The sequence below is a fragment of the Rhodococcus ruitaii genome (assembly GCF_055230935.1).
The window spans coordinates 186,555-212,812 of sequence record NZ_JBUYWC010000010.1 but is presented as its reverse complement, the minus strand read 5'-3'; the positions used below and the strand labels follow the sequence as shown (position 1 = coordinate 212,812).

General features: G+C 66.0%; 22 protein-coding genes. 5 read left to right on the top strand and 17 right to left on the bottom strand.

Translation table 11 applies throughout. The annotated features are described in order from the left end of the window. Nucleotides 1-2: 2 nt before the first annotated feature. From narJ to ACZI8W_RS15090, 8 genes are all read right to left on the bottom strand, one after another. Nucleotides 3-689, bottom strand: a complete 687-nt coding sequence (gene narJ / locus ACZI8W_RS15125) for a nitrate reductase molybdenum cofactor assembly chaperone (protein ID WP_463369307.1) — start codon at nucleotides 687-689, stop codon at nucleotides 3-5. Further along, nucleotides 686-2,359, bottom strand: coding sequence for a nitrate reductase subunit beta (gene narH, locus ACZI8W_RS15120; RefSeq protein WP_463369306.1), 1,674 nt, complete (start codon nucleotides 2,357-2,359; stop codon nucleotides 686-688). The genes narJ and narH overlap by 4 nt, the downstream gene beginning before the upstream one ends. Continuing rightward, nucleotides 2,359-6,042: a nitrate reductase subunit alpha gene (locus ACZI8W_RS15115; protein ID WP_463369366.1), complete on the bottom strand. Its 3,684-nt coding sequence runs from the start codon at nucleotides 6,040-6,042 to the stop codon at nucleotides 2,359-2,361. Before ACZI8W_RS15115 ends, narH begins: the two co-directional genes overlap by 1 nt. Before the next feature lie 11 nt (nucleotides 6,043-6,053). Next, the gene (locus ACZI8W_RS15110) at nucleotides 6,054-7,301 is read right to left on the bottom strand and encodes a nitrate/nitrite transporter (protein ID WP_463369305.1); all 1,248 of its coding nucleotides are present in this window, start codon (nucleotides 7,299-7,301) and stop codon (nucleotides 6,054-6,056) included. A 252-nt stretch (nucleotides 7,302-7,553) separates the two neighbouring features. After that, the gene (locus ACZI8W_RS15105; protein ID WP_463369304.1) at nucleotides 7,554-9,839 is read right to left on the bottom strand and encodes a polyribonucleotide nucleotidyltransferase; all 2,286 of its coding nucleotides are present in this window, start codon (nucleotides 9,837-9,839) and stop codon (nucleotides 7,554-7,556) included. Nucleotides 9,840-10,149: 310 nt separating this feature from the next. Beyond that, nucleotides 10,150-10,419 (bottom strand): 30S ribosomal protein S15, encoded by a 270-nt coding sequence (rpsO, locus tag ACZI8W_RS15100; protein WP_054713197.1) that lies wholly within the window; start codon nucleotides 10,417-10,419, stop codon nucleotides 10,150-10,152. 120 nt (nucleotides 10,420-10,539) lie between these two features. After that, nucleotides 10,540-10,830: a hypothetical protein gene (locus ACZI8W_RS15095; protein WP_463369303.1), complete on the bottom strand. Its 291-nt coding sequence runs from the start codon at nucleotides 10,828-10,830 to the stop codon at nucleotides 10,540-10,542. A gap of 545 nt (nucleotides 10,831-11,375) precedes the next feature. Beyond that, nucleotides 11,376-12,341, bottom strand: coding sequence for a bifunctional riboflavin kinase/FAD synthetase (locus tag ACZI8W_RS15090; RefSeq protein WP_463369302.1), 966 nt, complete (start codon nucleotides 12,339-12,341; stop codon nucleotides 11,376-11,378). A gap of 117 nt (nucleotides 12,342-12,458) precedes the next feature. On the opposite strand from ACZI8W_RS15090, the gene ACZI8W_RS15085 reads away from it, so the two are divergent. The 4 genes from ACZI8W_RS15085 to ACZI8W_RS15070 are packed head-to-tail and all read left to right on the top strand — an operon-like array spanning nucleotide 12,459 to nucleotide 15,705. Further along, nucleotides 12,459-13,352: a metal ABC transporter substrate-binding protein gene (locus ACZI8W_RS15085; RefSeq protein ID WP_463369301.1), complete on the top strand. Its 894-nt coding sequence runs from the start codon at nucleotides 12,459-12,461 to the stop codon at nucleotides 13,350-13,352. Then, nucleotides 13,349-14,125, top strand: coding sequence for a metal ABC transporter ATP-binding protein (locus tag ACZI8W_RS15080; protein ID WP_463369300.1), 777 nt, complete (start codon nucleotides 13,349-13,351; stop codon nucleotides 14,123-14,125). The genes ACZI8W_RS15085 and ACZI8W_RS15080 overlap by 4 nt, the downstream gene beginning before the upstream one ends. After that, on the top strand, nucleotides 14,125-15,000 hold the full coding sequence (locus ACZI8W_RS15075; RefSeq protein WP_463369299.1) for a metal ABC transporter permease: 876 nt from the start codon (nucleotides 14,125-14,127) through the stop codon (nucleotides 14,998-15,000). Before ACZI8W_RS15080 ends, ACZI8W_RS15075 begins: the two co-directional genes overlap by 1 nt. A 9-nt stretch (nucleotides 15,001-15,009) precedes the next feature. Further along, nucleotides 15,010-15,705 carry a metal-dependent transcriptional regulator gene (locus ACZI8W_RS15070; RefSeq protein ID WP_463369298.1) on the top strand — a complete coding sequence of 232 codons (696 nt, stop codon included), beginning with the start codon at nucleotides 15,010-15,012 and terminating at the stop codon, nucleotides 15,703-15,705. A 74-nt stretch (nucleotides 15,706-15,779) separates the two neighbouring features. Here ACZI8W_RS15070 and ACZI8W_RS15065 read toward each other — a convergent pair whose 3' ends face one another. After that, complete coding sequence (locus ACZI8W_RS15065) at nucleotides 15,780-16,430, bottom strand: hemerythrin domain-containing protein (RefSeq protein ID WP_463369365.1); 651 nt, start codon at nucleotides 16,428-16,430, stop codon at nucleotides 15,780-15,782. A 188-nt stretch (nucleotides 16,431-16,618) separates the two neighbouring features. Here ACZI8W_RS15065 and ACZI8W_RS15060 point away from each other — a divergent pair, with 188 nt between their 5' ends. Beyond that, entirely contained in the window at nucleotides 16,619-17,533 is a 915-nt protein-coding gene (locus tag ACZI8W_RS15060) for a LysR family transcriptional regulator (RefSeq protein WP_463369297.1), read from the top strand. Here ACZI8W_RS15060 and truB read toward each other — a convergent pair. From truB to infB, 8 genes are all read right to left on the bottom strand, one after another. Then, nucleotides 17,498-18,415: a tRNA pseudouridine(55) synthase TruB gene (gene truB / locus ACZI8W_RS15055; protein WP_463369296.1), complete on the bottom strand. Its 918-nt coding sequence runs from the start codon at nucleotides 18,413-18,415 to the stop codon at nucleotides 17,498-17,500. The genes ACZI8W_RS15060 and truB overlap by 36 nt on opposite strands. A 2-nt stretch (nucleotides 18,416-18,417) precedes the next feature. Then, a complete protein-coding gene (npt, locus tag ACZI8W_RS15050) occupies nucleotides 18,418-19,080 on the bottom strand; it encodes a 4'-phosphopantetheinyl transferase Npt (RefSeq protein WP_463369364.1) in 663 nt (220 codons plus the stop codon). A 41-nt stretch (nucleotides 19,081-19,121) separates the two neighbouring features. Continuing rightward, nucleotides 19,122-20,060 carry a metallophosphoesterase family protein gene (locus tag ACZI8W_RS15045; RefSeq protein WP_463369295.1) on the bottom strand — a complete coding sequence of 313 codons (939 nt, stop codon included), beginning with the start codon at nucleotides 20,058-20,060 and terminating at the stop codon, nucleotides 19,122-19,124. A 5-nt stretch (nucleotides 20,061-20,065) separates the two neighbouring features. Then, a complete protein-coding gene (locus ACZI8W_RS15040) occupies nucleotides 20,066-21,433 on the bottom strand; it encodes an MATE family efflux transporter (RefSeq protein ID WP_463369294.1) in 1,368 nt (455 codons plus the stop codon). After that, nucleotides 21,433-22,425 (bottom strand): DHH family phosphoesterase, encoded by a 993-nt coding sequence (locus tag ACZI8W_RS15035; RefSeq protein ID WP_463369363.1) that lies wholly within the window; start codon nucleotides 22,423-22,425, stop codon nucleotides 21,433-21,435. Before ACZI8W_RS15035 ends, ACZI8W_RS15040 begins: the two co-directional genes overlap by 1 nt. A 7-nt stretch (nucleotides 22,426-22,432) precedes the next feature. Beyond that, nucleotides 22,433-22,882 (bottom strand): 30S ribosome-binding factor RbfA, encoded by a 450-nt coding sequence (gene rbfA, locus ACZI8W_RS15030; RefSeq protein WP_463369293.1) that lies wholly within the window; start codon nucleotides 22,880-22,882, stop codon nucleotides 22,433-22,435. A 61-nt stretch (nucleotides 22,883-22,943) separates the two neighbouring features. After that, nucleotides 22,944-23,234, bottom strand: coding sequence for a DUF503 domain-containing protein (locus ACZI8W_RS15025; RefSeq protein WP_463369292.1), 291 nt, complete (start codon nucleotides 23,232-23,234; stop codon nucleotides 22,944-22,946). Nucleotides 23,235-23,321: 87 nt separating this feature from the next. After that, nucleotides 23,322-26,192 (bottom strand): translation initiation factor IF-2, encoded by a 2,871-nt coding sequence (gene infB / locus ACZI8W_RS15020; RefSeq protein WP_463369362.1) that lies wholly within the window; start codon nucleotides 26,190-26,192, stop codon nucleotides 23,322-23,324. Nucleotides 26,193-26,258 lie beyond the last annotated feature (66 nt).

The window sequence follows — 26,258 nt, the reverse complement described above, 5'->3', positions numbered from 1 at the left end:
GACTACCGGCCTCCTTCTCGAGCTGTACGGTCATCCGGGCGCGGTGGCACGGTGAGGGTGAACGGTTGCAGTCCGATCGCCTCCGCCGGTGGGCCCGTCTCCGCGAGACGACGGGCTCGCTGCACTTCTTGGTCGGTGACCGGCGGCAGGGTGGCACAGACAGCCGTCACCGCGTCGGCGTAGGGCGACCCGCGTTCGACGAGCGCTACGAGTAGCACGTCGAGCGGTGCCCGGTGTGCCGCAAGCAACTGCTCCCCCACGTCCGGATCGACCGTCGCCGCGAATTCGAGTACCACGGGCAGATGATCGGGGGCCTCCCCCACGGGCGGTTCGACTCCTGCGTTGCGGTAGGCACGCGCGAACGCATGGATCTCGGTACCACGATTACGTGTGTCGCCGCCGGTCCAATAGGTCAGGTACATCGTCGATCGTCGCCGCATGTCGAATGTGTCGACGTACTCGCGTGCCGCGGTGAGTGGGTCGGTGGTGCGCAGATACAGCGCGGTGCGCTCCAGCGCGTCGCGTTCAGGCCCCGCGATGTGGTCGAGCAGGGCATCGACGGTGACGAGCCGATCCGGGGTCCGCTCGTCGGGATACGCGAGCAGAAGCGACGCGGCCTGCCGGATCACACGGTGCTGCGCTCGGGTCGATTCCGAGTCCCGCCTCGCGGCACGGCGGAGCAGCTTCATCGGTTCTCCTCCACATCATCCTGGCGATGCTGCGGAAATATTCCCGCCGGCACACCTTTTCCATCCCAGTTGAGCAGGTTCACCCGCGACGGATGACTCGAGTTCGCGCCCATTCCCTCCGATGTCTGCCGCTGTTTGAGCGCATGGAACGTCTCGACAGCAACGGGCACCGGCCCACCACTGGCCTCACCGAACGGCCCCGATTCGTACATACCGGGTCCGCCGTCGAACGACAACGCGCAGTCGGTGGCCGTCTCCTCGAGCTTGTGCCCCTCGGCCGCGTACGCGGTCGGAATGACGTACCGCTCGTCGTACTTGGCGAGTGCGAGAAGTCGGTACATCTCGTAGATGTCTTCTTCTGTCATTCCCACGGCATGTGGGATGTGCGGCTGGGTGTCGCGACCGAGGTTGACGTCACGCATGTACGAGCGCATCGCTGCGAGCCGGTGCAGCACTCCTTCGACCACGTCGGCGTCCCCCGCGGTGAACAGTTCCGCGAGGTACTGGATGGGGATGCGCAGTGAATCGAGCGCGCCGAACAGGTTTCCGAGATCCTCGCCGTCGTGGCCGTCACGGCTGACGGCGTCGACGACCGGCGACAGCGGCGGGATGTACCAGACCATCGGCATGGTCCGGTATTCCGGATGCAGCGGCAACGCGACCTTGTATTTGTTGATCAACGCGTGGATCGGGGACCGCCCGGCTGCGGTAATCCACTCGTCGGAGATCCCTTCGGCCCGTGCGCCGGCGATGACGTCCGGATCGTTCGGGTCGAGGATGAGCTGTCGCTGCGCCTCATACAGATCCTTGTCGTCCTCCACCGACGCGGCGTCGAGCACCTTGTCGACGTCGTAGAGCACCAGCCCGATGTACCGGAGCCGGCCGACGCAGGTTTCCGCGCACACGGTGGGCAGGCCCACCTCGATCCGCGGGTAGCAGAAGGTGCACTTCTCGGCTTTACCGGTCTTGTGATTGAAATACACCTTCTTGTAGGGACATCCGGACACGCACATCCGCCAGCCGCGACAGCGGTCCTGATCGACGAGCACGATACCGTCCTCACTCCGCTTGTAGATCGCACCGGACGGGCACGACGCCACACACGACGGGTTGAGGCAGTGTTCGCAGATTCTCGGCAGGTAGAACATGAAGGTCTCTTCGAGTTGGAGCGTGACCTCCTCGTTGATCTTCTTCAGGATCGGATCGTCCGGCACGATCTCCGGGGAACCACCGAGGTCGTCATCCCAGTTGGCAGACCATTCCACCTTCATCGGTTTGCCGGTGATGAGACTGCGCGGCGGGGCCACCGGAATGTCGTTGCCCAGCGGCGCGGTCGTGAGGTTTTCGTAGTCGTAGGTCCACGGCTCGTAGTAGTCGTCGATCGACGGCATCTTCGGGTTGGAGAAGATCCGGGTGAGCTTGTGGATTCGCCCGCCGTCGCGCAATCGCAGCCGGCCCTTCTTGTCGCGGACCCATCCGCCCCGCCACTTCTCCTGGTCCTCGTACGTACGCGGATATCCTTGCCCGGGCCTGGTCTCGACGTTGTTGAACCACACGTATTCGGTACCCGAGCGGTTGGTCCATGCTTGCTTGCACGTCACCGAACAGGTATGGCATCCGATGCACTTGTCGAGGTTCATCACCATCGCCATCTGCGCCATGACCTTCATCAGTACGTCACCTCCTGGCTGCGACGGCGGACAACCGTCACTTCGTCACGCTGATTTCCCGTAGGTCCGAGATAGTTGAATGCGAACGACGTCTGCGCGTATCCCCCGGCCATGTGTGTCGGTTTGATCAGGATCCGCGTGATCGAATTGTGGATACCACCCCGCTTACCCGTGGCCTCCGTCAAGGGCACATCGATGGTGCGTTCCTGCGCGTGGTAGACGTACACCACTCCATCGGGCATTCGGTGCGACACGATGGCGCGACACACCACCACTCCGTTACGGTTGACGGCCTCGACCCAGTCGTTGTCGCGTACCGAGATCTTCGCCGCATCCGCGGGACTCATCCACATCGTCGGGCCACCCCGCGACAGCGAGAGCATGAACAGGTTGTCCTGGTACTCGGAGTGGATGGACCATTTGGAGTGTGGCGTCAGGTACCGCACTGTCAGCCCGACCCCGTCCGTTGTGCCGATGTCGGATTCACCGAACAGTCGCGACATGTCCAAGGGGGGCCGGTACGTGGGCAATTGCTCGCCGAGTTCCTCGATCCAGTCGTGGTCGAGGTAGAAGTGCATCCGGCCGGTGAGGGTGTGGAATGGTTTGAGTTCCTCGATGTTCACGGTGAACGGGGCGTAGCGACGACCTCCGGTCTCGCTGCCCGACCATTCGGGACTCGTGATCACCGGTACGGGCCTCGCCTGTGTGTCGGCGTAGGTGATTCTGCGCTCTTCGCTGCCCTCGGCAAGGTGCACCAGGCGCCGGCCGGTGCGCTTCTCGAGTTCGCGGAACCCTTCGACGGCCAGGCGGCCGTTGGACGTCCCGGACAGCGCCAAGATCACATCTGCCATCCGTTCGGCACTCGTGATCGCCGGGCGGCCCGCACCCGCACCGGTATTCATCACACCGAACTTCGCGGCCAGTTCGCCGACCTCTGCGGTGGGATGGGTGGTCACACCTTTGGTCGTCACTCCGAGTGTGTCGACCAGCGGACCCAGTGTGGCCCACTTGTCCGCGATGGCGGTGTAGTCGCGCTCGACGACGGCGAGCGGCCCCATCGTCTTGCCGGGTACCGGTACCTCGCCGGTCTTACGCCAGTCGTTCTCGGTGCCGGAGGGGAAGGCCATCGCGCCCGGAGTGTCGTGCTGGAGCGTGCCCATCACGACATCGGTGCGGGTACCCAGGTGCGTGCGTGACTGCGCGCTGAACGCCTTCGCGATGGCGCCGAATGCGTCGTAGTCCGAACGGGTTTCCCAGGGCGGGTCGATCGCCGGACTGAACGCGTGGATGTAGGGGTGCATGTCGGTGCTCGACAGGTCGCCCTTCTCGTACCACGTCGCGGCGGGTAGTACGACATCCGAGAACAACGTCGTCGACGTCATCCGGAAGTCGATCGACATCAGCATGTCGAGCTTGCCCTCCGGCACGGTGTCGGGCCACTCGACGTCACTCGGGCGCATCCCCTCCCCCGCCGCGTCACCCTGCAGGTTCGAGTCGGTGCCGAGGAGGTGCTGCAGGAAGTACTCATTGCCTTTACTGGAGGAACCCAGCAGGTTGGAACGCCACACGCTCAGCACCCGGGGCCAATTCTTCGGGTTGTCGGGATCGGTCACCGCAAGTTTCAGGTCGCCACTGGCCAATTGCTGCGCGACGTAGGCAGGAATCTCCATGCCGGCAGCACGCGCGTCGTCGGCAACATCGTGGTTGTTCCGATCGAACTGCGGATAGAACGGGGTCCATCCCATCGCCACCGCAGACGCCATGACATCCATCGTGTGTTTGTCGCGGAATCGACCGCGTCCCAGTGGGCTGGACAATGCGTCGGCGCGGTAGCCGTCGTAGCGCCACTGGTCGGTGTGCACATACCAGTAGGAGGTACCGGCCATCTGCCGGGGCGGCCGGCTCCAGTCGGTGCCCATCGCCATCGCCGCCCATCCGGTGACCGGGCGGCATTTCTCCTGGCCCACGTAGTGCGCCCAGCCGCCGCCGTTGCGGCCCATCGACCCGGTGAGCAGCAGCAATGCGAGCACGGCACGGTAGGTGGCATCGCCGTGGAACCACTGACAGATCCCCGCCCCCATGATGATCATCGAGCGCCCACCCGATTCCTCGGCGCTGCGAGCGAACTCCTTGGCGATCCGGATGGTCTGGCCTGCCGAGACCCCCGTGATCGATTCCTGCCACGCCGGCGTATAGGGCGAGCTCGCGTCCTCGTATCCGGTGGGCCACTGTCCCGGCAGATTCAGGGCGGGCCGGTTCACACCGTACTGCGCGAGCATGAGATCGAACACGGTGCACACGAGGTGTGCCCCGACACGGCGCACCGGGACACCACGCTCGATGCTCTCGCCACGGCCGTCGACAGAATCGAAACTCGGCAGGTGCACGGCGGCGGCCTCCCCGGCTCCTCCCCCGGACGGAGCGACGGTCAATGTCGGAACCAGGTCGCCCAGATCCAGGTTCCATTTCCCGATACCGTCGTCACCGTACCGATGCCCGAGCGAGCCGTTGGGCGCGACGACGGTGTCGGTGGCGCCGTCGAGCAGGACCGGCTTGAACGCAGCGTTCTCGACATCGTGACCGAGGTCCGCCGCGGTGAGGTTCTTACCCGGTACGAGCCTGCCGTCTCGGTCTTCGAGCTTCACCAGGAACGGCAGATCCGTGTATTGCCTCACGTAGTCGACGAAGAACGGGACCCGCTGCTGAACATAGAACTCGTTGAGCAACACGTGGCCCATCGCCATCGCCATCGCACCGTCCGTGCCGGCCGCGCAGGGCATCCATTCGTCGGCGAACTTGGTGTTGTCGGCATAGTCGGGACTGATCGAGACGACCTTGGTCCCGCGGTACCGGACCTCCGCCATCCAGTGCGCGTCGGGCGTCCGTGTGATGGGAACGTTCGAGCCCCACATCATCAGGTAGGCGGCGTCCCACCAATCGCCGGATTCCGGCACATCGGTCTGATCGCCGAAGACCTGCGGCGACGCGACGGGGAGGTCGGCGTACCAGTCGTAGAACGATGTCATGACCCCGCCCAGCAATTCGATGAAGCGGGAGCCTGCCGCGAACGACACCATCGACATCGCCGGGATCGGTGAGAATCCCGCGACACGGTCCGGTCCGTATTCCTTGATCGTGTGCACGTGCGCGGCCGCGATCATCTCGGTGGCCTCGGTCCAGCTCACGCGGACGAGACCGCCCTTGCCGCGGGCCCGCTGGTAACGGGCGCGCCGCTCGGGGTCGTTCTGGATGTCGGCCCACGCGAGAACCGGATCGCCGAGACGCTGTTTGGCCTCGCGGTACATCTCGACGAGCACCCCGCGCGCGTAGGGATACCGCACTCGGGTCGGAGAGTAGGTGTACCAGGAGAAGGCGGCGCCACGGGGACAGCCGCGCGGCTCGTACTCCGGCCGGTCCGGGCCCACCGACGGGTAGTCGGTCTCCTGTGTCTCCCAGGTGATGATCCCGTCCTTGACGTAGATCTTCCACGAGCAGGAACCCGTGCAGTTGACCCCGTGCGTCGAACGAACCACCTTGTCGTGGCTCCAACGGTCGCGGTAGAACACATCCCCCTCGCGTCCGCCCCGACGCGTCACCGTGCGGCCGTCATCGGACTCTTCGCCCGGGGTGAAGAACCGGCCGCTGCGCACCAAGAGTTCCTCGAGCGTTCCTCCGGTGCCCATCTTCTCCGTGGTCACTTCGACTCCTCCTGTGATTGTGGCGCACCGACTGTCGTACCGGTTGCCGGTTCTCTTGTCTTGAGTTTCACCGCGGTGTACACCAATGCGATCAGTGCTGTCGCGACCAGCAGCATCAGACCGACGGTGTAGTCGTTGTCTACCGAATCGTAGGTGGCGCCCATCACCAGCGGCGGGAAGTATCCGCCGAGACCACCTGCGGCAGCGACGATTCCGGTGACACTGCCGACCGACTTCTTCGGAGCTCGACGCGCGACCCACGCGAAGACGCCGCCGGTACCGATGCCCAGGAAGATCGCCATGGCGATGAAATCGGTGGCCGACCAGATATCGGCCGGCGGCTTCAGTGTCGCGATGAATGCCGTGATGGCGGTACCGGCGAGCGACGCGAGCACAATGTACTTGGGCGGAATCCGATCGGAGAGCGCACCACCGATGGGGCGTGCGATCACCGCGGCCACCGCGAATCCGGCCGTGCGTGTTCCTGCGTCCACTGCCGAGAAGTCGTAGATCGTCTTGATGTAGGTGGGCAGGTAGTTGCTGAACGCCACGAATCCGCCGAAGACGATGGCGTACAGGAACGACATCTCCCAGGTGACCCGGAGCTTGCAGGCCGCGAGAAGTTTCGGAACGACACGATCGGTGTTCGGAGTGAACTCCGGGGCGTTCTTCATGGCGAGGACGCACACCACGGCCGTCAGTGCGAGCGCTGCCGCGACGATGATGTGCGTGGTGATCAACCCGAACCAGGTGACGAAGCGGGGGGTGAAGAACGCGGACAAGGCGGTGCCGACCATGCCCGCACCGAACACACCGGTCGCGAATCCTCGGCGCGAAGTGTCGTACCAGTTGTTCGCGAACGGGATTCCGACGGCGAAGACAGTGCCTGCGATTCCGAGGAAGAAGCCGAATACCAGGAGCAGCGGGTAGGACCCCGCCTGACCTGCGAACCCGACTGCGAGGACGGGGATGATCGAGGCAACGGTGATGAGAATGAACATGAACCGACCGCCGAACCGGTCGGTGAGGGGTCCGATGGCGATCCTGCCGAGCGAACCCACGAGGATGGGCGTCGCGACGAGCATCGACGCCTCGGTGCTGCTGAGCGACATGTCGCCCGCGTACGTGGTGGACAGTGGCCCGATCATGTTCCAGGCCCAGAAGTTGATGGCAGATACCCAGGTGGCCAAGGCCAGGTTGAACCCGGGACGTGCCCCGATGCCAGTAGCTGCAACCGTGTTCACACCCTCAGGTAACCACCCCGCGGAGAATTCGCGTGCACCTTTGGGCAAACGTTACATCGGTGCGGTTTTGTGAGTTCGAACTTGGGTGCGAAGGTCCCTAGCGGTCGATTCGGGTGTCTCTCTAGGATGTCGGAATGACGAAAGTCCGTTCCTCATAAGGACTTTTGCACGCACTTCCTCCCGCCGAAACGACGATGCCCGCGGGCAGTTCCCCCTGACAGAAGAGAACTGCACGCGGGCGTGCACGACGGATCAGGACTCGGCAGCCTCGGTGGCAGCCTGCTCGACAGCGGCTTCCTCCTCGACCGGAATCAGACTGATCTTGCCGCGGTTGTCGATGTCGGCGATCTCGACACGGATCTTCGACCCGACGCTGACGACATCTTCGACCTTGGCGATCCGCTTGCCGTTGCCCAGCTTGCTGATGTGCACGAGACCGTCGCGGCCCGGGAGGAGCGACACGAACGCACCGAAAGCGGTGGTCTTGACGACCGTGCCCAGGAAGCGCTCGCCGACCTTCGGCAGCTGCGGGTTCGCGATGGCGTTGATCTTGTCGATCGCGGCCTGCGCGGACGGGCCGTCCGCAGCACCGACGTACACGGTGCCGTCATCTTCGATCGAGATGTTGGCACCGGTCTCCTCGGTGATCGAGTTGATCATCTTGCCCTTGGGCCCGATGACCTCGCCGATCTTGTCGACGGGGACCTTGACGGTCGTGATGCGCGGCGCGAACGGGCTCATCTCGTCGGGGGTGTCGATGGCCTCGGCCATGACCTCGAGAATCGTGGACCGGGCGTCGTGCGCCTGCGACAGCGCACCGGCCAGCACCTGCGACGGGATCCCGTCGAGCTTCGTGTCGAGCTGGAGAGCCGTGACGAAGTCCTTGGTACCCGCAACCTTGAAGTCCATGTCGCCGAACGCGTCCTCGGCACCGAGGATGTCGGTGAGGGCGACGTACCGGGTCTCGCGGGTGCCGCTCTCGAGCTCGATCTCGTCGGAGACCAGGCCCATCGCGATGCCAGCGACCGGCGCCTTGAGCGGCACACCGGCGTTGAGCAGCGACAGCGTCGATGCGCACACCGAACCCATCGACGTCGAACCGTTGGAGCTCAGCGCCTCGGAAACCTGACGGATCGCGTACGGGAACTCTTCCTGGCTCGGGAGCACCGGGATGAGGGCGCGCTCGGCGAGCGCGCCGTGGCCGATCTCGCGACGCTTCGGCGAACCGACACGACCGGTTTCACCGGTCGAGTACGGCGGGAAATTGTAGTGGTGCATGTAGCGCTTGCTCGTCTCCGGACCGAGCGAGTCGACCTGCTGCGCCATCTTCACCATGTCGAGGGTGGTGACACCCATGATCTGGGTCTCGCCGCGCTCGAACAGGGCAGACCCGTGGGCACGCGGGACGATCGCGACCTCGGCCGAGAGAGCACGGATGTCGGTGATGCCGCGACCGTCGATACGGAACTGGTCGCGGAGGATGCGCTGGCGCACGAGCTTCTTGGTCAGCGAGCGGAATGCTGCGCCGATCTCCTTCTCCCGACCTTCGAACGACGGTGCAACCTGTTCGAGGATCTCGACCTTGACCTCGTCGGTGCGGTCGTCGCGCTCCTGCTTGCCGGCGATCGTGAGAGCCTCGGCGAGCTTCGCGGACGCTGCAGTCTCGACCGCCGCGTACACGTCGTCCTGGTACGCGGGGTAGAGCGGGAAGTCACCCGTGGGCTTCGCGGCGGCAGCGGCAAGCTGCTGCTGCGCGATACACAACCGCGCGATGAACGGCTTCGCTGCTTCGAGCCCCTCGGCGACAACCGACTCGGTGGGCGCCTGTGCACCACCCTCGATGAGCGCGATCGCCTTCTCGCTGGCTTCCGCCTCGACCATCATGATCGCGACATCTGCGGAATCCGGATTGTCGCCACCCCCGACGATGCGGCCGGCGACCACCATGTCGAACACGGCGTTCTCGAGCTGCTCGACGGTCGGGAACGCCACCCACTGACCGGCCTTGTTCTCGTCTGACGTTACGAGGGCAACACGCACACCCCCGACGGGCCCGGAGAACGGCAGACCCGCGATCTGGGTGGATGCAGAGGCAGCATTGATCGCGACGACGTCGTAGAGATCGTTCGGGTTCAGGCTCAGGACCGTGACGACGACCTGGATCTCGTTGCGCAGACCGTCGACGAACGACGGGCGGAGCGGTCGGTCGATGAGGCGGCAGGTGAGAATCGCGTCGGTCGAGGGACGCCCCTCACGACGGAAGAACGAGCCGGGGATGCGGCCCGCTGCGTACATACGTTCTTCGACGTCCACCGTCAGCGGGAAGAAGTCGAAATGCTCCTTGGGCTGCTTCGAGGCACTCGTGGCCGACAGCAGCATGGTCTCGTCGTCGAGGTATGCGACGACGGAGCCGGCGGCCTGCTGGGCAAGGCGTCCGGTCTCGAATCGAATGGTGCGGGTGCCGAAGGCCCCGTTGTCGAGCGTGGCGACGGACTCGAACACGCCCTCGTCGACCTCGACTGCGGTGTTACTGGTCATCTGTGAAATCTTCTCTTCCCTCTTCGTCTTCGCCGTACCCGCGCGGGCGCCGGGCCCCCTTGGCCACGGCTGCGCACCGAACCACGGAGGCGGCCGTCGATCGAAACCCACCGGCACGTCTCGTACGGCCGGGAGGTCACTACCGAAGACCGACACCGTCGGTGCGTACGGATCATCGCCGTCGGCGGCGATGTTCTGCGCCGCGGAATGCGGCGCATACACCGATAGCCAACGAGGACCAGTCTAGGTGGTATCCCGTTGGCTATCGGAGAAGATCAGCGAATGCAGATCGTGTCGCTTCCGAGCTGCGTCAGCGACGCAGGCCCAGACGCTGGATGAGCGAGCGGTAGCGCTCGACGTCGACCTTCTCGACGTACTTGAGCAGGCGGCGGCGACGACCGACCAGCAGCAGCAGGCCGCGGCGGGAATGGTGGTCGTGCTTGTGCTGCTTCAGGTGCTCGGTCAGATCGGTGATGCGCTTGGTGAGCATCGCCACCTGCGCCTCCGGCGAGCCGGTGTCGGTCTCGTGGAGACCGTACTCGCCGAGGATCTGCTTCTTCTGCTCGGTGGTCAATGCCACTGTCGTACTCCTGATCACTGATGTTCGCGTGATGAAATACGGGCCGGAACCCGGCGGCGTGGCCGCCGCGAACCGCAGCACACACCGGCGAATCACGCTACCAGACGCCCACCGCTCACCTCACGGACGGTCTCCCGAACTCACCGGCCTGCGTAAGTCCAGAACGTCAGAGAAGGAGTCCTCCAACAGTTCGACGTAGCGTTCGACCCTGCATGCGCCATCGGACTCGCCCTCATGCAGACGACCCATCACCGTCACGGCGAACGCATTCCCCGCCCGAACGAAGGTGTGCAGGAACTCCGCGCCGCGCGCAAGCGCCTGGATGCCTCCGATGAACCGGAAGGTGCCCCACGGCAACGACCAGCGCACGTCCACCCGCAGTTCACACTGCTCACCACCGTTCCCACACACGGTACGGCTCCTTCAGCGAGCGCATCGTCGAGCATGCGCAACGCTCGGCGATAGAACGGAGAGGCCTCCCTGCCGTTGCGGACGAGGCCGGCAACGACAGCGGGTGATGCAGCTCTCGTGCGTTCATGCATCAGGTCCTCGGCGATAGCAGCCATCCGCTCCTCCACATCCGGAACGTCGAAGTGGAGATCGACGAGCGCCCCGGCGACCCTGTTGACACCGAGTGCTGCGGCATCCGGGCCGAGAGCCACCGGCACCGCTGCGCGCGCGGCGGCGGCAGGGCGAGGCTCGTCGCGTGCCCAGAAGCGTCAGACGCCCGCGGAAGTACGCGCGAATCTCGTCGCGGCCCGGCCTTCGCCCAGCGTCTTCGGTGAACGCGGCGAAAGACCACCAGTCCGTCGAGTGGTCGCGGGTCGAGCCACAAAAATTGCCGGCATCGACCCACGAGAGGCGCGCTTGCCGCCAATCACGAAACAACATGTTCCGAATTGTGACCGGTCGCAATCCGAAAAGAAGTCCCGTACCTCAGGTTTCATCCGAACGGACTACGCGCCGCCCGCCAACAGATCGCGCGCTCGGTCTGCGTCGCGATGCATCGCAGAAACCAGAGCCTCGACGGAATCGAACTTCTCCATACCGCGGAGTCGTTCCACGAAGTCGACTGCAACGTGCTGCCCGTAGAGATCTGCCGCTGCGTCGAGCACGAACGCCTCGACCGTGCGATTGCGGCCGGAGAAGGTGGGGTTGGTACCCACCGACACCGCGGCACCGTAGCGCAGACCGGTCTCGACCCCGTCCACGGGAGATCCCGAGTCGAGAACTGTGAACCACGCGGCGTAGACACCGTCCGCGGGGATGGCCGCATACATCGGGGGTGCAATGTTCGCTGTGGGGAATCCCAGTCCACGGCCTCGTCCGTCGCCGCGCACGACGACGCCTTCCACACGGTGAGGGCGGCCGAGCGCATCGGTAGCGGCCGCCATGTCGCCGGCATCGACACAGGACCTGATGTAGGTCGACGAGAACGTCACCGCATGTTCGGCGAGCAGAGTCTGGCTGTCGATCGCGAAACCGAAGCGTTCACCGATCGAGCGGAGCATGTCCACGGTCCCCGCGGCCTTCTTGCCGAACGTGAAGTTCTCCCCCACCACGACCTCGGCGACGTGCAATCGCTCGACGAGGATCTCGCGGGCATAACGCTCCGGCGAGAGCTTCATGAACTCGGGAGTGAACGGCATCACACAGAACACGTCGACGCCGAGTTCCTCGGCCAGTTCGGCGCGCCGGGCCAAGGTGGTCAGCTGGGCCGGATGACTCCCGGGCCGAACCACTTCCATCGGATGCGGATCGAAGGTCATCAACACGCTCGCGATGCCGCGTTCCTTCGCCGACTTCACCGCACGGGTGATCAGCTGCTGATGTCCCCGATGCACGCCGTCGAACACACCGATCGTGACCACGCACCGACCCCAGTCCGCAGGTATCTCGTCCAGACCTCGCCATCTCTGCACATCGGAAAGCCTACGACCCCGCGGACGGACCGGCATCCTCGCCCTCGCCCTCGCGCTCACCCCGGGTAGACAACCCGAAGCGATGCTCGGCATAATTTCGGGGTGCCTAACTTTTCGATGAGACCAGCCAAATTAGTCCTCGGAGCTACCTCACTCGCTGCACTCGTCGCACTCACCGCATGTGGCACCGCGCAATCCGACGACGAGCCTCTCGTGTTGACCACGTTCACCGTGCTCGCCGACATGACGCGCACCGTCGCAGGCGACCACCTACGGGTGGAATCGATTACGAAACCCGGTGCCGAAGTGCACGGCTACGAGCCGACACCCAGCGATCTGAGGCACGCCGCCGGGGCAGATCTCGTCCTCGACAACGGGCTCGGTCTCGAACGCTGGTTCGAGCAGTTCCTCGCCGACACCGACGCCACACACGCGGTGCTCACCGAGGGCGTGGAGCCCCTGCCTATCGGCGACACCTCCACGCAACTCAATCCTCACGCGTGGATGTCACCGCTGACCGCGCAGATCTACGTCGACAACATCGAGGCCGCGCTGAGCGAGCTCGCTCCCGAGCACGCCGCGGACTTCGCGGCCAACGCCGCCGCATACCGGGCCGAGCTCCAAGCCGTGCACGACGAACTGATCACCACGCTGACTGCCGTTCCCGAGCGACAACGGGCCCTGGTCACCTGCGAGGGCGCATTCGGCTATCTCGTGCGCGACGCCGGAATGCGCGAGGCCTACCTGTGGCCGGTCAACTCCGATCAGCAGGGCACTCCGCAACAGATCGCCCGCACGGTCGATTTCGTACGCGACAACGACATCCCGGCGGTCTTCTGTGAATCCACCGTCTCCGACAAGGCACAGCGGCAGGTCGCCGCCGACACCGGCGCCGCTTACGGAGGCACCCTCTACGTCGACTCCCTGTCCGAACCCGACGGCCCCGTGCCCACATACCTCGATCTCCTCCGCCACGACGTCGCCACCATCACGTCAGGACTGGGCTCGTGACACCATCCGGCACCGCGCAGCCCTCCCCCGCCCGACCGTCCACGGCCCTGCATCTGAACCGCGTCACGGTCCGATACGACACCGTCGTTGCCCTCGACGCGGTGAGTCTCGAAATCGCCCCCGGCACGGTGTGCGGGCTCGTCGGCACGAACGGCTCCGGCAAATCCACCCTGTTCAAGTCCGTCATGGGGCTGGTGAAGCCGAACGCAGGCGACGTCACCATCGGACGCTCCGGAATCACTGCGGCACGAAAGTCCGGCGCCGTGGGGTACGTTCCGCAGGCCGAGGGCGTCGACTGGGACTTCCCGATCGGTGTACGCGACGTCGTGATGACGGGGCGCTACGGGCACCAGGGGTGGATGCGGCGAGCACGTCGGGTCGACCACGACGCGGTCTCGGAAGCACTCGCCCGCGTCGGCATGACCGCATTCGCCCACCGTCAGATCGGGCAGTTGTCCGGGGGGCAGCGCAAACGCGTGTTCGTCGCACGGGCCATAGCGCAGCGTGCACCGCTGCTACTCCTCGACGAACCGTTCGCCGGCGTCGACACGACCACTCAGGCCGCGCTGACCGACGTGTTCCGGGACCTCGCTGCCGACGGACACACCCTGCTCGTCGCCACCCACGATCTCGCAGGTCTCGCACAGCTGTGCGACGAGGCGGTTCTGCTACAGAAACGAGTCGTCCTGCACAGCACGCCCGACGAAGTGTTGCGGCCGGAGAATCTTGCGCGCGCGTTCGGTGCGAGTACCGAACCGGAAGAGGTGTCGTGATGCTCGATCTGATCCTCGAACCGCTGCAGTACGGGTTCATGCAGCGCGCCCTCGTCGTCGCGGTCGTGGCGACCGTGGTGTGCGCCCTGCTGAGCTGCTGGCTCGTGTTGATCGGCTGGTCGCTGATGGGCGATGCCGTCTCGCACGCGGTCCTACCGGGTGTCGTCCTGGCCTACCTCGTGGGTGCGCCGTTCACCCTGGGTGCGTTGTTGTTCGCAGGGCTCGCGGTGGCCTTGATCTGGCTGGTCCGCGGGACCACGAAGATCAAGGAGGACGCCGCGATCGGAACGGTCTTCACCACATTGTTCGCTCTCGGTGTCGTCCTCATCTCGAAAAATCCCAGCCAGATCGACCTGCACCACGTGCTGTTCGGAAACCTGCTGGGTCTGGCACAATCCGACGTCTGGCAGATAGCCGGGCTCGCCACCGCGGTGTTCGTGGTGCTCGTCGTCAAGCGCCGGGACCTGACGCTGTTCGCGTTCGACCGCGTCCACGCCCACGCACTCGGCATCTCCCCCGCCAGGCTCTCAGCGCTACTGCTCGCCCTGCTCGCCATCACGATAGTGAGCGCGGTCCAGGCCGTCGGGGTGATCCTCGTGGTCGCGATGCTCATCATCCCCGGCGCCACCGCGTACCTGCTGACCGACAGCATGTCGCGAATGCTGATCATCGCGCCGGTACTCGGTGCACTCGGTTCTGTGGCCGGGGTCTACACGAGCTACTACACCGATGCCGCGACCGGCGGCGTGGTCGTTCTCGCTCAAGCCACGCTGTTCGCACTCGCCTACCTCTTCGCACCCAGGCAAGGTCTCGTAACCAGCGCACTTCGCGCGCGGCCGACGCAAGAAGGTGATTCTCGGCTGAAGGTTACCTAAGCTGATCACGTGTCTGACAGCCGTGAGCCTTCCGCCGTGACCGAGACGTTGTCCTCGGTCGCGCAGGACTATTTGAAGATCATCTGGACCGTGCAGGAATGGTCCGGTGAGAAGATCTCGACGAAGCTCCTCGCCGAACGTCTCGGCGTCTCGGCATCGACGGTGTCCGAAGCGGTCCGCAGACTCGCCGACCAGGGAATGGTCGACCACGCCCGCTACGGGGCGATTTCGCTCACCGAGAACGGCCGCGGCGCCGCAGTTGCCATGGTGCGTCGGCACCGCCTCATCGAGACCTTCCTCGTCCAGGAACTCGGCTACGGCTGGGACGAGGTACACGACGAGGCAGAAGTGCTCGAGCACGCGGTCTCCGAGCGGATGGTCGCCGCCATCGACGCGAAACTCGGCCATCCCGAACGCGACCCGCACGGCGATCCGATCCCCACTGCGGGTGGCTCGATTCCGGCGCCGCCCGCCCGCGCGCTCAGTGAGTTCGGCGACGGAGAAGGCGGACGTGTCGCCCGGATCTCCGACTCCGACCCTGCAATGTTGCGCTACTTCGACGAGGTCGGTATCGCTCTCGACATCGACATCACGGTCGTCGAGCGCCGCGACTTCGCCGGCACCGTGGCGATACGGATCGGGAGCGCCGACGGTGTCGCGGTCGATCTCGGAACCCCTGCGGCCGAGTCCATCTGGCTCGTCTGACCGAACTCGGATCAGCGGTCACGACGTGTGTCCCCGACACATGTTCCCGGAGCAGGCGCCCGGCGCCTCCGGTCTCATGAGAGGTTGCTCGTCACCCGGGCAGCGGGCGTGCCCGCCCAGACACTCAGCCACGGGACGTGAGAAATGAGCGACAGCGGCTTCACGACCGCCCAGTAGATCGGGGTGGGCAGACCTGCCCGCCGACGGACCGGCCTGCTCCACTCGATACCGTCGACCATCCAGGCGATGAAGCGGATCGATTCCCGTATCGTGTACCCATCAACCCAGGCGCGTTGCTCGAAGTCACTCCATTCCCGATGGCTGAGAACCCGGGACGCGATCTCCATGGCCTCATCCTCTTCGTGGTCCAGGTGTTCCATCAGCGGTGTTGCCAGCGCGGTCACTGCGTCCACCACGTCTCGGGGCTCCGTCCGCCCGGCGACAAGTCCACGCGCCTGGGCTTCGAGAGCGAGCACCGGCCCATCGATCGCGTCGTGCTCCGCCTGCATCGCGTCGAGAACAACCGAGCTTCCGGGTTCGCGTTCGCGGAGCAGTGGCCAGAGGTGATGATCTTCCCCTTCGTGATGCCATCGGAGAGTGTGCATCATCCACTGGAGGTGACGGCCTAGGCGCCGAGCTCGACGCGGGGACAGAGCCGCTGGAGATCTCAGCAGAATCTCGGATCGCTCGAGGTCGCGGCGAAGTGCGCGGTGGAACACGGACATGGTCAATGTATCGGCTGCGCGAGTCGGGTCGCTGGACATAGCTGCCGGCGACGGTCGTTCGTCCACCACTCTGGTCTCCAGGTTCGTCATGTTCGGCCTCCCTTGTCCTGTGCCTCCCAGTCTGCGCGTCTTCCATCAATTAATCCAACCGATCAATGCGATGCGTAGAATCGACAATTGTGATGGATGTGCTCAAGCTCGAAGCGTTTGTCGCCGTGGCAGAGGAGGAGTCGTTCGGGGCCGCAGCCGACCGGCTCGGGATCGCGCAATCGACGATCAGCTCACGGATCAAAGAGCTCGAATCGATTCTCGGACAACGACTGTTCACCCGCACGAGCCGTCAGGTCCGGCTCTCACATCCGGGCGAGGCAGCTCTACCGAGGGCTCGGGCCGCGCTCACCGCACTCGACAGTGTGCAACAGGCAGTCGACGACGTCGCAGGGATCCGTCGCGGACGGATACGACTGGGCCTGGTGACGGGCGCCGAACTTCCCGAACTGGCCGACGCTCTCGCAGCGTTCGCCGCCGAGTTCCCCGGTATCGAGCTCGTCATCACCTCCGCATCGAGCGACGACCTGAGTCGGTCGGTGTCCGACGGAGCACTCGACATCGCGATCGTGGTGCGCACCGGCCCGACGCACCTGCGGTGGGTGGAACTGATGCGCGACCCGCTCATAGTGGTCGGCCTTCCGGCCACGCCAACCACCGTCGCGATCACCGATCTGAGTACCGAACCGCTTGTGGTCCTCGATGCCGGCGCGGGCGCACGCGACGCCCTCGAATCGGCAGCGCGACGAGCCCGGACCCGCCTCGAGATCGCCGTCCAGGTCTCGACCCCCGCCATGGCCTGGGACCTGCACACACGGAATATGGGTCTACTGGTCGTCCCGCGCAGCCTCGCTCCCGGCGGAGGGGCCGTGCTCGTCGACGCCGACGAGGCAGAGATCAGCGTCATGGTCGGCCTCGTCTGTCACCCCGATATACGGACGCCCGCTGCCGAGCTACTCCTCGAACGACTCATGCGTCGCCTGGGCCCCGTCTCGGAACGGATCGCCGACGGAACGTCCTCAGATGTTCGACGGGCGAACGACGAACACCGGTGACGCCCGCGTGCCCTTCTCCTGGAGCAACGCCACCGCGCGTCCCTGCGGATCGATCGCCGCGTAGACACCCGGCATACCCACAGGATCGAGCCAACGGCCGTGCGACAGCACCACGGCCTCGTCGGCGGTGACCGAGCGCGTCGCGAACGCCGTGTGGATCGCGGCGTCGAGGTCGAGGCTCGGCGTCGGATCGTCCGCCAGCTGCTCGAGGGTGCGCGCGTGTTCGAGACCGAATGGACCCACTGTCGTGCGCCGCAGTGCAGTGAGGTGTCCGCCGACATCCAGTGCGGCACCGAGGTCCCGGGCCAGGGCCCGGATGTACGTCCCGGAGGAGCAGTCGACCTCGACCTCGAGATCGACGAACCCGTCCTCCGCGAGGTCGCGGCGAGCGAGGATTTCGAACCGCGACACGGTGACCGGGCGCGCGGGGATCTCCACGGCTTCGCCTTCGCGCATCCGCGCGTATGCCCGCTTACCGTCGATCTTGATCGCGCTGACGCTGGCGGGGACCTGTTCGATATCGCCGGTGAGAGCGGTGATTTCCGCGGCGATCCTGTCATCGGTCACCGTCGACGCATCGACGGTCTCGAGAACCTCACCTTCCGCGTCATCGGTGACCGTGCTCTGACCGAGGCGGATCGTGGCAGTGTACGACTTGGTAGTCAGCGCCAGCAGACCCAGCAGCTTGGTGGCGCGTTCGACGCCGAGCACCAGAACCCCGGTTGCCATCGGGTCGAGGGTGCCGGCGTGGCCGATTTTGCGGGTACCCATCAGTTTGCGACACCGAGCGACGACATCGTGGCTTGTCATGCCCGCCGGTTTGTCGACGACGAGCAGTCCGGCGCGGGCGAGCGCGGGGTTCTCGGAGGTGGATTCGGTCATGGTCAGCGCACTGTGATCGCAGTGAGCACCAGGCCGTCGTCCACCAGCCAACGCCCCTCGAAGCCTGTCAGCGGCGGTCCGTCCGAGGTATCGCCCGGGACCAGCAACGTCGACCGGAATGTGCCCGAAGTCGCGCCCGATTCGTCGCGGTCGAACGTGATGTGGGCGTCTTCGAAACCGAGCCACCGGCCGGTGAGCGGAAACCAGGCCTTGTAGGTGGCTTCCTTGGCGCAGAACAGCACCCGGTCCCAATGCAGGTCGGCGTCGGTGGTCGAGGCGAGCCAAGCGCGTTCGACGTCGAGACTGACGGCGTCGAGGACACCGTCCGGGAGGCGGTCGTGTGGCTCGGCGTCGATCCCGAGCGAACGGACCTGCAGCGAGTAGCCGAGGACGGCGCCACGGTAGCCGTCGCAGTGTGTGAGGCTACCGACCACTCCCCGCGGCCAGACCGGTGCACCCCTGTCGCCCTTGAGGATCGGGGCCGGATCCACTCCGAGTCGGCTCATGGCCTGACGTGCACAGTGTCGCGCGCCGATGAACTCGCGGCGACGTTTCTCGACCGCCCGGGCGATGAGAGGTTCCTCCTGTGGGTGTGCCACCAGGCCAGGTGGGTCTACGAACAGTTCCGCGGCAGCGACACCGTCCGGAACGATCCGCGCGATCAGACCGTCGTGTGTACCTACCTGGGGGCTGGCCGTCGGCTCTGTCACCGCAGTTCCTTCTCTCGTTGCGCCCGAAACTTCTCGGCTTCGGCTTCCATCTCGGGGGTCACGGTGAAGTGACCGCCCCACTTGTTGAGCGTGCCCGGCGGGTAATCCGGGACGGGCAGGATCTGGCGCAGCACGTTGTCGGGAAGGCCCCGTCGCTGCCATTCGCGTGGGTATCCGACCGACACCTCCTCGAAGCGAACCCCGTCGTAGTAGGTCGTCCGCGGGATGTGGAGGTGCCCGTATACGCTGCACAACGCCCGGTACCGCAGGTGCCAGTCGGCGGTCTCGGTGGTACCGCACCACAGCGCGAACTCGGGATAGAACAGCATCCGTGTGGGTTCACGCACGAGCGGGAAATGATTAATCAGCACCGTCGGCAGCTCCGGATCGAGCGCGTCGAGCCGCGCACGGGTCTGCTCGAGGCGCGCACGGCACCACGTGTCGCGGGTGATGTACGGGTCGGGCTTCAGCAAGAATTCGTCCGTCGCGACCACGTTGCGCTCCCGCGCCAATGCCAGTCCGTCTGCCTTGGTGGTGGTGCCATCCGGCAGGAACGAGTAGTCGTACAGCAGGAACATCGGCACGAGCGTGACCGGCCCGTCGTCGCCCTCCCACACCGGGTACGGATCTTCCGGCGTGATCACACCGAGTTCACGGCACATGGTCACCAGATAGTCGTAGCGAGCGACGCCGTGCATCTGCACCGGGTCCTTCGCGGTGGTCCACAATTCGTGATTGCCGGGAACCCAGATCACCTTCGCGAAGCGTTCACTGAGCAGCTTCAGCGCCCAGCGGATATCGTCCGTCTTCTCCGAGACGTCCCCGGCCACGATCAGCCAGTCGTCGGCAGACTCGGGGAACAAATCCTCGGTGACAGGCCGGTTTCCTCGATGAGCCACATGTATGTCGCTCACCGCCCACAGTTTCGCCGACACCGGCACTACCCTCCTGATTCCTCGTTCAGGCGGACCTGACGGTCCGCGCCCGTCACCGCCCATCGCCCTGCCAGGACACGCCCGACAACCGCGATCATCCGAAACACGATGAACACCGTAAGCCCTGTCCAAATTCCCGCCAGTCCCCAGCCGAAGGCGAGCGAGCACCAGATGAACGGCAGGAACCCGAAGAGAGCGGAGGCCAGCGTCGCGTTACGGAGGTATGCCGCGTCGCCCGCCCCGAGCAACACCCCGTCGAGAGCGAAGACCACACCGGCAAGAGGCATGATCGCGACGAAGAACCACCACGCGACATCGATCTGACCGAGCACCGCATCGTCGGCAGAGAACAACCCGGGAATGACAGTCCTGCCGACGAGGAAGACGGCGGCCAGGGATGCCCCGAACACGGCCGACCACGCCGTCACCCGCCAGGCGATCCGATTCGCGCCACGCGCGTCGCCGGCACCGAGTGCTGCACCGACGAGCGCCTGCGCAGCGATAGCGAGAGAATCGAGGGTGAGGGTGACGAAGTTCCACAGTTGGAGAACCACCTGATGCCCGGCCACGGCGGCGGCACCGAACCGTGCCGCCACTGCGGCAGCAGACAGGAAACACGCCTGGAACGCCAGGCTCCGTGCGATCAGGTCGCGGCCGAGATGTAGTTGCGCCACCATCACCGAGCGACGCGGCCTACACGACACATCGGACCGTAGTAACGCCACGACGAACAATGCCGCGGCGACGAACTGCCCCACGACGTTCGCGACAGCCGACCCGACGAGTTCCCACCGCGGAGCACCGAGGAGTCCGTGCACGAGGATCGGGCACAACACCGCCGAAAGCACCAGGCCCACGACCACGAATCGCAGCGGTCTCGTGGTGTCCTGCACTCCGCGCATCCATCCGTTCCCGGCCAGGCTGATGAGGATCAGTGGCGCACCGAACAGTGCGACGCGAAGCCAGGACACGGCGGCCGCTGCGATCTCGTCGTCGCCTGCGATCAGGGCCGCGACCGGCGCGGCGAGCAGCTGGCCGAGGATGACGATCGCGGTGCCGATGCCCACCGCGAGCCAGGTCGCCTGGATACCTTCCGTAACGGCAGCCTCGTGCCGGCCGGCGCCGTGGAACCGCGCGGCCCGGGCGGTGGTTCCGTACGACAGGAAGGTCAGCTGAGTGGTGACCTGCGCGAGAAGAAGTCCGCCGATCGCCAGACCCGCGAGGGGAAGCGCGCCGAGGCGACCTACGACTGCGATATCGAACAGCAGGTAGAGCGGCTCCGCCGCGAGCACACCCAGTGCGGGCAGCGCGAGCCCGAATATCCGTCGAGGTGAGACGTCGACGGCGGGCGTCGAGTGCTCGGTCGACGCCATCAGGCGAGCGATGCCCGCAGGGCAGCGACAATCTGATCCGGATCGCCGAGCGCTGTGTAGCCGGATGCGAAGCGGTGTCCGCCTCCTCCCAGGGAAGTCGCCACGAGCGAGACATCCACGTCGCGTTTGGAGCGCAACGAGACCGTCCACTCCTGGGAATCGACTTCCTTGAACACCGCCGCAACCTCGGCTTCCACCGTGGTGCGCACGATGTCGATGACGCTTTCGATCTCTTCGGCACCGAGACCCGCGGAGTCCGTCCGACGCACCAACGCGTACACCAACCCACGACCGCTCGCGGCCTCCGGTATCAGCGTCGCGGACGCGAGGACCGCCGAGAGCATCGGTAACCACCCGAACGGGTGCGTGTCGAGCAGCGTGCGAGTGATGCCGGCACCGTCGATTCCGGTCGCGAGTAGCCGCTCCGCGAGCGTGTGTGTACCCGGACGCACCCACCGGAACGATCCGGTGTCGGTGGCGAGCCCCGCGAACAGGCAGTGTGCGATGTCCGTATCGATCTCGACGCCCCAGGTGTCGAAAACGTCCGTGAGGACCGCCGCAGTGGCCTCGGCGTCTGCATCGATGAGATTGTGGGTCCCGAACCGGGTATTCGATCGGTGGTGGTCGATGACCAGGGAGTTCCGGGCACCGCCGAGGCGGGTACGCAAGTCTCCCAGGCGGCCGGCCGTGCCGCAGTCCACGGCGACGAGCAGATCCACCTCCTCTCGAACGTCATCCGCCGGAACGATCAGATGAACACCCGGGAGGCCTCGCATCGACAGCGGCACCGTGTCGGGCGTCGCGAATGCCACCTGCACGGGAATCCTTCGTCGTTCGAGTGCCAGACCGAGGGCGAGCCCGCTACCGAGAGTGTCGGCATCGGGCTGGACGTGGCACAGCACCGTCACCGTCTCCGCAGCGGAGAGCAGTGCGACAGCGCCGTCGAGGTCGATTGCGCTGTCGTGGCCAGGCGGCGATTCGGATTCGGACATGGTGTCGCTATTCGTCGTCGTCACGTTCGCGAGGTTCCTTGTACGGGTCGGAATCGCCGGCGGGGACCGCTCCCTCGCGTGCCCGTGCCACCTCGTCGTCCGCCGCACGTGCCCGCTCGAGCAGCTCTTCCATGTGACGAGCAGTCTCCGGGACGGTATCGGTCGCGAATGTCAGTGTCGGGGTGAATCGGACACCGGTCGCCGCACCGACCTTCGATCGCAGGATACCCTTGGCCTTCTCGAGCCCCGCTGCTGCCGACTCGAGGTCTGGCTCGGTGTTCAGATCTGCGCCGCGCACGGTGTAGTAGACGGTCGCGTCGTGCAGGTCGGACGTGACCTTTGCGTCGGTGATCGTGATGAATTCGAGCCGTGGGTCCTTGATCTCATGGTCGATCGCGGTGGCAACGATGGTGGAGATGCGCTTCGCAAGACGGCGCGCGCGTGCTGGATCGGCCATGTCGTTCGTTCCTCCTCGGTCGCCGGTCTCCGGCGACCACTCTCTGTGTTGCGTCGGTCCGTCAGTCTTCCGGGCCGAACACTCTTCGTCTGGTGGAGAGCAACTCCAATTCGGGACGGTCGGCGGCGAGCCGCTCGCACTTGTCGAGTATCTCGCGTATGTGCGCCAGGTCGGGTGCGGCTACCGCCACACCGAGCTTCGTTCGCCGATGCAGGTCCTGGTCGCCGGTCTCCGATGCCGAGACACCCAGTCGACGCAGTTCCGCGAGCACCGGTTTGATCAGCGATCGCTTCCCCTTGAGCGAATGGACGTCGCCCAGGAGGATGTCCAGCTCGAGCGCTCCCAGATACATCGTCGGCCCTCCCGTCGAATCCGGATTCTCTCGACACACCCGTGGCGGCGGACGACATGGTCGTCCACCGCCACCGGTCGAGAGGTGTCAGTCGCGCGGCTTCTCGCGCAGCTCGTATGCCTCGATCACGTCGCCGATCTTGATGTCGGAGTAGGTGATCGTCAGACCGCATTCGTAGCCTTCACGCACCTCGACGACGTCGTCCTTCTCACGCCGCAGCGTGGAGATCGTGACGGTCTCCGCAACCACATTGTTGTCGCGGAGCAGACGCGCCTTGGCGTTGCGCTTGACGATGCCCGACTGCACGAGGCAACCGGCGATGTTGCCGACCTTCGACGACTTGAAGATCGCGCGGATCTCGGCGCGGCCGAGTTCGACCTCCTCGTAGATCGGCTTGAGCATGCCCTTGAGAGCCTTCTCCACTTCGTCGATCGCCTGGTAGATGATCGAGTAGTAGCGGATGTCGACGCCCTCGCGGTTCGCCAGTTCCGTAGCCTTGCCTTCGGCGCGCACGTTGAAGCCGATGATCACGGCATTCGACGCCGCAGCGAGGTTGACGTTGGTCTCGGTGACACCACCGACACCGCGGTCGATGACCCGCAGACGCACCTCGTCGTCGATGTCGATACCCATGAGCGCCTCTTCGAGGGCCTCGACGGTACCCGAGTTGTCGCCCTTGAGAATGAGGTTGAGCTCGTTGTGCTCCTTGAGTGCTGCATCGAGATCCTCGAGGCTGATCCGCTTGCGACTCTTCGCCGCCAGAGCGTTGCGCTTGCGCGCATTGCGCCGGTCGGCGATCTGCCGAGCAATGCGGTCTTCGTCGACCACGACCAGGTTGTCGCCGGCGCCGGGCACCGAGGTGAAGCCGATGACCTGGACGGGTCGTGAGGGCAGCGCCTCGTGCACGTCCTCACCGAACTCGTCGACCATGCGTCGCACGCGGCCGTACGCGTCGCCGGCAACGATGGAGTCGCCGACACGCAGCGTGCCGCGCTGGATCAGGACAGTGGCCACCGGGCCGCGCCCGCGGTCGAGGTGCGCCTCGATGGCGACACCCTGCGCCTCCATGTCGGGGTTCGCTCGCAGGTCGAGGGACGCATCCGCAGTGAGCAGCACGGCCTCGAGCAGTTCGTCGATGTGCAGACCCTGCTTCGCCGAGATATCGACGAACATGGTTTCGCCGCCGTATTCCTCGGTGATCAAGCCGTACTCGGTGAGCTGCTGACGGATCTTCTGAGGGTTCGCCCCCTCCTTGTCGATCTTGTTCACCGCAACCACGATCGGCACCTCGGCCGCCTGGGCGTGGTTGATCGCTTCGACCGTCTGCGGCATGACGCCATCGTCCGCTGCGACCACGAGGATCGCGAGGTCCGTCGACTTCGCACCGCGAGCACGCATGGCGGTGAACGCCTCGTGACCCGGGGTGTCGATGAAGGTGATCAGGCGATCTTCACCGTTGAGGTGCGTCAAGACCTGGTAGGCGCCGATGTGCTGCGTGATGCCACCGGCCTCCGCCTCGCGGACGTTGGCCTTGCGGATGGTGTCCAGCAGTCGGGTCTTGCCGTGGTCGACGTGACCCATGACCGTGACCACCGGAGGACGCTGCTGGAGGTCTTCCTCGCCACCTTCGTCCTCGCCGTACTGGATGTCGAACGACTCGAGCAGCTCGCGGTCCTCGTCTTCTGGCGAGACGACCTGCACGACGTAGTTCATCTCCGAGCCGAGCAGCTCGAGCGTCTCGTCGTTGACCGACTGAGTGGCCGTGACCATCTCACCGAGGTTGAACAGGGCCTGCACGAGCGCTGCGGGGTTCGCGTCGATCTTCTCGGCGAAGTCGGACAGCGACGCGCCGCGTGCGAGACGGATCGTCTCGCCGCTGCCGCGCGGCAGCCGCACGCCACCGACGGCGGGCGCCTGCATCGAATCGTATTCCTGCCGCTTCTGCCGCTTCGACTTGCGGCCCCGGCGCGGAGCTCCACCGGGACGGCCGAACGCACCGGCAGCGCCACCACGTCCACGTCCACCGCCACCGCCGGGACGACCCCGGAAACCACCGGGAGCACCAGCGCCGGCACCGCCGCCTGCGCCACCACCGGCTCCCCCACCGCGGTAGCCACCGCCACCGCCGGGGCGCCCGCCGGGTGCGCCGCCCGGGCGACCGGGACGACCGGATGCGGCCGGACGTGCCGCACGCTGCGGCATCGCACCCGGGTTCGGGCGCGGAGGCATGGAGCCGGGGGACGGACGCGGTCCCCCCTGACCGGGCGTCGGGCGGGGGCCGCTCTGACCCGGAGCCGGACGCTGACCCCCGGCGGCCGGGCGTCCCTGCCCGGGAGTCGGGCGGGGTCCACCCTGACCCGGCGTCGGGCGCGGTCCGCCGGGCCCCGGGCGAGGACCGCCCGGACGCGGAGCGGGCCGCTCGGCAGGAGCGGATGAGTACGGGTTGTTGCCGACACGCGGCGACTTCGGCCCCGGACGCGGAGCCGGCTTCGGGCCCGGCGTCGGAGCCTTCGGCCCGGGCTTGGCAGCGGGAGCCTGAGCATCCGCCGGGGTGGCCGCCTTGGCGACCGGCGCTGCCGGAGCCGCGGGCGCCGGAGCGGCAGGCTTGGGAGCACCGGGCTTGGGACGCGCCGAAGGGGTCGGTGCTGGTGTCTGAGCCGCCGGTGCCTCCGTAGCCGGAGCTGCACCTTCTGCGGGAGCTGCGCGTTCGGCGGACGCTGGGGGCGCAGGTGCCGGGCGCGGGCCCGGGCGCGGTGCGCCGGGACGGGGGCCCGGCGTGGGCGCGGCCTTTGCGGCCGACGCGTCGGCGCCCTGCGTCCTTCCGAACGACTCGCGCAGACGGCGGGCCACCGGAGGCTCGACCGTCGACGATGCTGACTTCACGAACTCGCCTTGCTCCTTGAGCTTTGCGAGTAGTTCCTTACTTGTGACACCGAGTTCTTTTGCCAACTCGTGCACGCGGGCCTTGCCTGCCACTGCTCTCCTCACTGATGAGGTCGAGCGGCCAATGCCCGCACGACCTCG

Coding starts and splice junctions, on each gene's coding strand:
- ACZI8W_RS15105 (WP_463369304.1), bottom strand. CDS start 9,839: ATGACCAGTAACACCGCAGTCGAGGTCGACGAGGGCGTGTTCGAGTCC.
- ACZI8W_RS15115 (WP_463369366.1), bottom strand. CDS start 6,042: ATGGGCACCGGAGGAACGCTCGAGGAACTCTTGGTGCGCAGCGGCCGG.
- ACZI8W_RS15040 (WP_463369294.1), bottom strand. CDS start 21,433: ATGGCGTCGACCGAGCACTCGACGCCCGCCGTCGACGTCTCACCTCGA.
- ACZI8W_RS15025 (WP_463369292.1), bottom strand. CDS start 23,234: ATGTATCTGGGAGCGCTCGAGCTGGACATCCTCCTGGGCGACGTCCAT.
- narJ (WP_463369307.1), bottom strand. CDS start 689: ATGAAGCTGCTCCGCCGTGCCGCGAGGCGGGACTCGGAATCGACCCGA.
- ACZI8W_RS15035 (WP_463369363.1), bottom strand. CDS start 22,425: ATGTCCGAATCCGAATCGCCGCCTGGCCACGACAGCGCAATCGACCTC.
- narH (WP_463369306.1), bottom strand. CDS start 2,359: ATGAAGGTCATGGCGCAGATGGCGATGGTGATGAACCTCGACAAGTGC.
- ACZI8W_RS15065 (WP_463369365.1), bottom strand. CDS start 16,430: ATGTCCGTGTTCCACCGCGCACTTCGCCGCGACCTCGAGCGATCCGAG.
- ACZI8W_RS15075 (WP_463369299.1), top strand. CDS start 14,125: ATGCTCGATCTGATCCTCGAACCGCTGCAGTACGGGTTCATGCAGCGC.
- rbfA (WP_463369293.1), bottom strand. CDS start 22,882: ATGGCCGATCCAGCACGCGCGCGCCGTCTTGCGAAGCGCATCTCCACC.
- ACZI8W_RS15085 (WP_463369301.1), top strand. CDS start 12,459: ATGAGACCAGCCAAATTAGTCCTCGGAGCTACCTCACTCGCTGCACTC.
- truB (WP_463369296.1), bottom strand. CDS start 18,415: ATGACCGAATCCACCTCCGAGAACCCCGCGCTCGCCCGCGCCGGACTG.